The 6,374-nt window shown below is 41.6% G+C and carries 5 protein-coding genes and 1 pseudogene; 3 read left to right on the top strand and 3 right to left on the bottom strand.

The features are described from left to right. Positions 1 to 381, top strand: a pseudogene (locus RYL27_RS10250) (ATP-binding cassette domain-containing protein); the annotation flags it as partial. A gap of 101 nt (positions 382 to 482) precedes the next feature. Here RYL27_RS10250 and RYL27_RS11530 read toward each other — a convergent pair. From RYL27_RS11530 to RYL27_RS10240, 3 genes are read right to left on the bottom strand one after another with little or no spacing between them, the layout of a single operon-like run. Continuing rightward, on the bottom strand, positions 483 to 578 hold the full coding sequence (locus RYL27_RS11530; RefSeq protein ID WP_442945765.1) for a hypothetical protein: 96 nt from the start codon (positions 576 to 578) through the stop codon (positions 483 to 485). Between the two features lie 27 nt (positions 579 to 605). Continuing rightward, a complete protein-coding gene (gene dinD, locus RYL27_RS10245; protein ID WP_314967026.1) occupies positions 606 to 1,466 on the bottom strand; it encodes a DNA damage-inducible protein D in 861 nt (286 codons plus the stop codon). 39 nt (positions 1,467 to 1,505) lie between these two features. Then, positions 1,506 to 2,483, bottom strand: a complete 978-nt coding sequence (locus tag RYL27_RS10240; protein ID WP_314967024.1) for a hypothetical protein — start codon at positions 2,481 to 2,483, stop codon at positions 1,506 to 1,508. 195 nt (positions 2,484 to 2,678) lie between these two features. Between RYL27_RS10240 and RYL27_RS10235 the strand changes: the two genes are divergently transcribed. Together RYL27_RS10235 and RYL27_RS10230 are read left to right on the top strand one after the other, a co-directional pair. Further along, positions 2,679 to 4,709, top strand: coding sequence for a leucine-rich repeat domain-containing protein (locus RYL27_RS10235; protein WP_314967022.1), 2,031 nt, complete (start codon positions 2,679 to 2,681; stop codon positions 4,707 to 4,709). Positions 4,710 to 5,005: 296 nt separating this feature from the next. Further along, positions 5,006 to 6,374 (top strand): leucine-rich repeat domain-containing protein (locus tag RYL27_RS10230; protein WP_314967020.1); only part of this gene is annotated, 1,369 nt, incomplete at its 3' end.

Raw genomic sequence — 6,374 nt, 5'->3', positions numbered from 1 at the left:
AGCGGCTTAGAGAAGGAAAAAGGTAGCCATTTTTCTCTTTTCGGAAAAGAACTCTCAAAAAAACAGCGTCTTGCTATTTCCGCTATGGTTATGCAGGACGTGAATCAGCAATTATTCGGAGACTCCGTGGAAGAAGAGATGGAACTGGGGAAGACAGGAAAAAAACGAAGTCTTAAAGAGAGAAGCGAAGGGATAATAGACAAGCGAGAAAACGAACAAAACAAGTTAAAGCCACATCATGCGCCAAAAGAAGAACTCCTCAGCGCACTGGGACTTTCCGCGTTAAAAGACCGCCATCCCATGAGTCTTTCCGGCGGGCAGAAGCAACGACTGGCCATTGCCGCAACTCTCTATCAGGAGGCAAGGCTTTTCTTTTTTGATGAACCCACCAGCGGCATGAATCAGAAAAATATGCTTCGTATCGCCCGTCTCTTAAAGTCTGCTATTCTGGAGGATCGAATCTTCTTCATTGTGTCTCACGACTATGCCTTTTTACAGGAGGTAGCGGATGAGGTGGTGGAAATCAGTTTGCTAAATCCTTCATTACAGCGAGTGAAAGCATAGCCATTTACAATCATATCCGCCTCATTGGCATTTTATGAATATCATTCATCCAGCATCAACTTGCCCTTTTGGGCTTTATCTTTTAAACGCTTCATCTGTTCTTTTTCTATCTGTTGAATGCTTTTCTCCGGAACAGGCAAATCTTCCGGCATCGTGCCACCAATTTTTTCAATAGCACTTCTGACTTCTTTTCCCACTGTATAGTGAACCTTTGTTGCTGCTTCTGCACCTTCAACTTTGTCTTTCCTCAGTTTTTCTTCTGTCTGTGAAATTCTAAATAAATTAGCAATCAATTCGGTACTTCCCATATAATCCAAGATTTTTTGTCTTGCTGTCAATCCTTTTCTATCATGTATATCTTCTACATCTAACCCACCATACAATCCCATATACCCTGCATTCTGGAATATAGCAAATTCTTCGTTTGTGATAACTCCTGCATCATGTGCTGTTTCTACCAAAAGTTGATTCCATTGTTTAATATCACCACGAACGACAAGTCTTCTTCTATCTTCATCAAGCTGATTAAAATGGTCTGCTATTTCTTGACGATATGTTTGTATAGCAAAATAGGTCTGTCCAAATGCAATAACCTCTTTTCTAGGATCTCCATTTTGCATAATCAAATAGCAAGCATATCTCGTAAGCTCATAATCTTTTATAGACTTACTTGTAGCACCTGCTTCTACGATTTTGCTGACCTCAGCAAAATCGTATGCTACTTCATGACCACTGCTCTTACACGCAATCATTGCTCTATCAATGACTTTTTGAAAATTTCTCCACTGAGAATAATCAAGTACATCAGCAAGTTCCCTTGCACTCCAATACTCACTCCCATCTTTTCGCATGTACTTAATATCTTCAAACTTCCTATATTCTTTTTCTTTTAAATTTGGCATAAAATTCTCCTATCCAATCGGACACAAAACCTTCCCAAATCATTGAAACCACTTACTGCCACTTAATTCCTCCAAAACGTTTTCTAATTCCCCCTGAACTCTAGAATCTTTTGTATCCTTCAATGAGGCGTACAAGGAAAGCTTATCCACTATTCCGTTTTCACAAAGCTTCGCCGGATCATAGTTCCACAATTCCACTTTGCATATATCAGAAGGCTTTTCCCATCCCGGCTCATCAACAATTTCAAATTTATCTACAATCCTGCTTTTCTTAAAACAGGCATACACAGCTATCTCCGGTGGATTTAGCATACTTATTTCTGACAAGGCAAAATCCGAAGCCTTTGGAAGTCCTATCACATCTTCTGTTTTTCTCACATAGATTACATCACGAACAGGACTGGAAAGGACTGAACTTGCAACATTAAACAACTCTTTTGAATCAATTGTAAGCCCCACCTCGATACTTCTTCCTTTTCTTTTCTCTGCAATAAATCTCCTGGAAACAAGCTCTTTTGTACCTCTTGTTACATAGACGGGATCCAGCCCAAGTATTACCGCCAATTCTTTCTTCGTATAATCAGCTTTTTTATTATATACTAGATAAAGCAAAATCAGCTGCGCATTGGCTGTTAATTGCAGTAAGGCACTTCCTTCCGTCCCGGTAAACTTCTTACTGAAAAGTATTCCTAAAAACGGCAAATAAATCTGCGTAGGAACCATCAGAAAGGGGATGTGATGCTTTACATATGCATTCCTGTTATTCTTTGTAAGCGTTTCAAAGCAGAAAGCAACCGGTACGCCAAATTTCTCTTCATATAGCAACTTTTCTTTATAAAGTACCCTACTGTCAATCGCGGAATGAAGCTTTATAATATAAAAGCCAAACTGCTCATATTGTGCTTTATATATCTTCCTTCCCGTAGTTAGGTATCTGGGCAGTCCATTCTTTTCTTTATGTTCAAATATTTCAAAGGATAAAGCAAATACCCTTTCTAATTCTTTCTCAATCATCATAATTACACCTGAATAATCTAATATTTATAAAATGTAATAATTTACATATATGTAATTATAAATCTTGTATGACTATGTTTCAACCATTGAATTTCTTAATTTCAGTTTAGCGAAAGTAAAGAAGAAAATCCCTGCCCAAAGCCCCACCGCCGTGCTATACTGGAGAAGTCAGAATACAAGAAGGAGCGTAAAGCAATGACTCTTACAAAAATGGAATGTCCCAACTGTCACGGCACCTTGCATATTCCGGAGGGAATGAAGGAAGGCTTCGTGACCTGTGAATATTGTAAAACTAAGGTCTACATCGAGCCTAGCAAGCCGAATATCACCCAGAACATTCATATTGATAATGTCAATGTGGGACAGCAAAGAAGTGCTCCTCCGGCAAGGCAGGAACTCAATGCCGTACAGACGCTTGTCCTCATGGGGACAATACTATCTGCCATCTTAATACTTTTCGTCAGCAACACATTTCGTGCGCCTCATAAAAGCGTAAGTCTGACTACGGCGAAGTTTCGAACTGTGCCGGAGGATGAGACCGTAAAAAGCTTCGTAGAAGCAGCCTTCGGAAAGAGCTTGAAGGATATTACAAGGGAGGATTACAACTCTCTTACTTTCCTGTCCATTCATAAAGTCAACAAGGCCGGTTCCGACCAAACAGAGAAGTGGCAGTTTGACTATGCAAAGTCTATGAATGAGGACGGCACGGCCAAGGACCCGGAAACGCTTTATTTTCCTATCACAGATACCATCGATGAAGCGGATATGCAGGTTTTTACAGGCCTGATTAAGCTCTCCCTGGGATATCAGGTGCATTTCAACTATAGTGCCAACGCCGATGCGAATACCCTTAAGAGCCTGACCAATCTCCGCTATTTTTCCGGAGAATATGAGGATTTCCGAACTCTCGCGAAGCTTTTCGCAAATCCCGAACAGATTCTTGGACTCTACAACATTACTCTGGACGATGATGCTACCGGTGATTCCTACTCCGGCGAGGATGCAGAAGGGGAAGATCAGGACGCGCCCTTTAAAGCATTTTCTTCTCTGGAAGAGCTCACCCTTCATATCGATGATGACTATACGAAGGGGCTTCTGTTCCTTCGTAACTTTCCGAAGCTCAAGACGCTTGCTCTGGAGCTTAATGCGGACAAAAGCCCCATGGATCTTTCTCCCCTTTCCTCTTTAAGCAGCCTAAACAGTCTGGACCTCTTGGGAACAGGAGATAGTTCCGTGGAAAATGTTGCCGTACTTTCCGGTATGCCCCAGCTGGAGCGGCTCTCCTTACGGAATTTAAAGGATGTAAAGGACTTGAACTTCGTGCAAAACATGCCGAAATTAAAATCCCTAAGTTTAGTAGACCTTTCAATTTTGAATCTGGACGGTTTATCCGGGCATCTTTCCCTAAACAGTCTCTCTATTGACTGCTCTTCTTTGGAAAATGTCAATGCCCTCAGCACCCTCAGTTCTTTACAGACGCTTTCCTTCGGGTATCACACCTATCAGCTTCCTGATTTACACGGCTTAAGCGCCTTGGAAAATGTGAACTGCTATTCCCTGGATCGGGATTCCATTGCCCACATGCCTTCCATAAAGACGCTGACAATTCATAACTATAGTATTGAATACAGTTCGGATTTTCTGCAGGGAATGAATACATTAACGGATTTGACCATTGTGGGAAATGGCATTATCGGTGCAGTGCAGCCGGACTTGGGACCTATCCTTCGGACACTTCCTGCCCTTACACATCTGGAATTTCAGGATTTGCCCTTTGATAAATATACGGATTATACCCAAACTTTTACAAATAACGGGGCCAAAGAGCTTATTTTCTCTCCGAACAAAAGTCGCTCATCCAGTGACTATCCTGTTCTTCCCGTTTCTCTAAGCCACATGGAGGACGACAACACGGTAGAGAGCCTGACTCTTACAAACGCAACACTCAAGAATTTGGATGATGAATCAGATGATTTTTCCACTAATGCAAAATCTTTCCTCTCTCATTACAAGGCCTTAAAGAGTCTGAATATCAGTGACAATAAACTGCAAAGCCTGGATTGTCTGGATGGCCTAAGTACCCTGGAGGAGCTGGATTTCTCGAATAACTATATCTCCGACATTTCCGTTCTTCGGAATCTTCCAAACCTAAAGAAGGTGAAAATGAGCGGAAACCCCATCGTAAATGCGGAGCTGCTGCCGGACGGTGTGGAGGTAGTGAAATAAGCGAATACTCCAAGAGCCACTGAAGTCTCCCTTCAGTGGCTCCGGTTTTCCTATGCATTGATAGCCATTAATCCACCTCAATCAAATCATGTTCCTCTAATGTGCTCTTTCCTGAACGTACACTCTCGATAATTTGGGATTATCATTTTTTATCCGGATGTATCTTACGTTTTAGATGATAGATTACTTTATAATTATCTCTTAAAAAATAGCAATATTGCTATAATTTAATGCATGTGGTATTCTTTTCTACAGAAGCCAAATGTGAACTTGTAAAACAATATATGAGGAGAAAAATGAGAAAAAGAGCAAAAAAAGCATTGGCATTACTTCTGGCATTATCTTGCAGCTTTTCTACCTATGTTTCTGCAGCAACTATCGCAAATGAGACGGTACTGTCTGAAGGAATAAAGCAAAGTTTTCCGGAAGAAAAGAGTACAAGTTCTTCTGAAAATGTGATGGAAGAAAATGCACTTGAAGAAAACGTAATGGAAAAAAATGTAGTCGAAGAAAAACATGAAGTCGAAAAAGAAATTACAGAAAGAGAGTCTGAGGCTACCGAAGAGAACGCATTTTATGCCGAAAAAGCACTTTCCGGTGTGCTTATTACGGTGCAGGCTGATTCCGGGGTATTTCCAAAGGACGCGACTTTACGAGTAAGAAAGCTCTCTAAAGTTGAGGAACAGAAGGTGGATTCCGCTGTAAAAGAGAAGCTTCAGGAGAATCAGGAAAATCTTCTTCAGAGCATGATTTTTGATATCTCGGTGCTCAATCAGGAAGGAGAAGAAGTGCAGCCGGATACTGCGAAAGGGGAAGTGACGGTTCAATTTTCCAATATTCCCTTTTTACAGGAGGATGCGGAAAAGCAGATTTCCGTGTTTCATCTGGACAGCGTAGATGCAGCGGCAGAGAAACTCGCGGCAGAAAAGATAGAGGAGAAGGAAAGTGCAGTAGAGGTATCGGCAGAGCATTTCTCCGTATTTGCCGTTTCTTTGGTTATGAAAGAAAACTATTTTTCGGATACGGTAGCGGTGGAGTTAGGGGAAACAATCAGTATTTATAAACTGCTTGACTACGATGTTTTGCGCTGTAAAGTGACACAAGAAATGGATCCCGCCGTTGTTAGCCTAAAGCGTGATGCTGATGGAGAAGTCGCTATTGAGGCCTTGCACGAAGGAACAGCCAAACTGCTTGTAACCATAAAAAATGGTCAGGTGGAGGAAACAAAAGAATACAAGATTATTGTACAGAAGGCATCTCTAAGCGGAAGAGCGGGGAAGGAGATTGAGTATAGTTTAAGCGGCTCCGGAAATGATATGACTTTGACACTTCGTGGAAGAGGGGAAACGGATGCATTTGAACTGGCCCCCTGGGAACCCTATAGGGATAAGATTCGCAGAGTGATTATAGAAGAAGGGATAGAAAAGCTGCATGTGGAGGTGGAAGCCTTTGGCAGTATGGAACATCTGGAGACAGTGAGTCTTCCCTCTACCTTAAAGGAAATACCGGACCATGCCTTTTACCGTTCAGAAAACTTAGGGGACATCACGATTCCCGCTTCCGTACGGAGGATTGGGGAGAAGGCATTTTACAAGTCTGTAGGAAATGGAAAGAAAAATACGATTATCAATCATTCTCCGGTATTTATGAGTGAGAAAGGAAGTA

Source organism: Oribacterium sinus, from assembly GCF_963537195.1.
GTDB classification, from domain to species: Bacteria; Bacillota; Clostridia; order Lachnospirales; family Lachnospiraceae; genus Oribacterium; species Oribacterium sinus_A.
This window is presented reverse-complemented; position numbering and strand designations above follow the sequence as displayed.